Below are 1,208 nucleotides of genomic sequence, written 5' to 3' on the forward strand. Positions count from 1 at the left end.
CCGTAGGAGATTCTATGTTGTCCATCCCTTTTATGAGGCTGGGCTAGATACGTAGTCGGAACGGTTCTTCATCAACGCGAAGGCAATACGGACCAGCTTGCGTGCGAGGATGACCAGGGCCTGCGTTTTCGCCAGACCACGGTCGAGATACCCTTGGTAGACCCCCATCCAGCGGGCGCTTTTGCAGGCGGCCATGGCCGCACAGTACAGCAGTCTGCGGGTCTCTGAGTCGCCTTTCTTGGTCAGCTTGCGCTTGCCCGTTCTCGTGCCCGAGTCTTTGACATGGACATCCATTCCCAGGAAGGCCACGAAGGCATCGCTGTTGCGGAAGTCTCCTCGCAGGAAGGCCATGACCAAGGCGTAAGCCGTCAGATCGCCCACGCCTTCCAGCCCTTTGCACCGTTTCACCTGATCACAGAGCCCTGCCTCTCTGACGGTGTTGCGAAGATGCTTCTGAATGAGTGTATCCAGGCTGTTGATCTGTGAAATCAACTTTGTCAGGTTCGCCTTGAGAACCTTTTCGCCACTCAAGCTCTGCTGGATCATGGTTCGTGCCTTGATCAGCGCCGCGCGGCGGCGCAGCAGTGTCTGCAATGTTCGATACGCCTTGGGCGGCGGACTCCAACGGCGTAGATCCTCCTTCTCCCTCTGCAGATGGCGGGCGAGCAGCTGGGCATCAGAGGCGTCTGTTTTGGCTCGACCGCCTGTTCCCTTGCGGTAGCTGCTGAGCCGTGAAGCATCAATGACGTAAATGTGGTGCCCTTTGGCATGGGCCAACTCAATGACCGCCATGTGGTAAGTCCCCGTGGCCTCAATGGCGATCTCACAGGAGCATGGCAGGCTCTTTAGCCAGCGTTTGATGGCTTGGGGTGTATTCTCAATGGTGAGCGTCCTGCCCTGGAAATGAATGACCAACTCGGCCTTGGCGACGTCGATGCCGACGATGGATCTTGCTACTTGCATTGCCACTGAACTGCCCCTTGAGCTAGGTTACACATGCTTGTCGGGGCGCACCTGAACGCTGGCTTGCTGGTATCGTCGGTCTGAGGTGCGACTCAGCCGATGGATTCTTTATCGGCGTATGAATAGGTGCGGGGTGGGGCCAAGTCTCCTACCGTCTGTACCCTTAGGTCAGATGCGTCATTGGTCCCTCCACCCCGGCAAGTCCTGCATCGTTGCAGGAGGGACATTCAAACATACAAGCGTCG

Annotated in this window: 1 protein-coding gene; it reads right to left on the reverse strand. The window is 57.4% G+C overall.

Going from position 1 to position 1,208, the window contains the following annotated elements:
* Window positions 1-30: 30 nt before the first annotated feature.
* Window positions 31-969: an IS110 family transposase gene (locus A15D_RS17060; protein ID WP_102792898.1), complete on the reverse strand. Its 939-nt coding sequence runs from the start codon at window positions 967-969 to the stop codon at window positions 31-33.
* Window positions 970-1,208 lie beyond the last annotated feature (239 nt).

It is taken from the genome of Alcanivorax sp. MD8A, from assembly GCF_002888555.1.
Taxonomy (GTDB): Bacteria; Pseudomonadota; Gammaproteobacteria; order Pseudomonadales; family Alcanivoracaceae; genus Alcanivorax.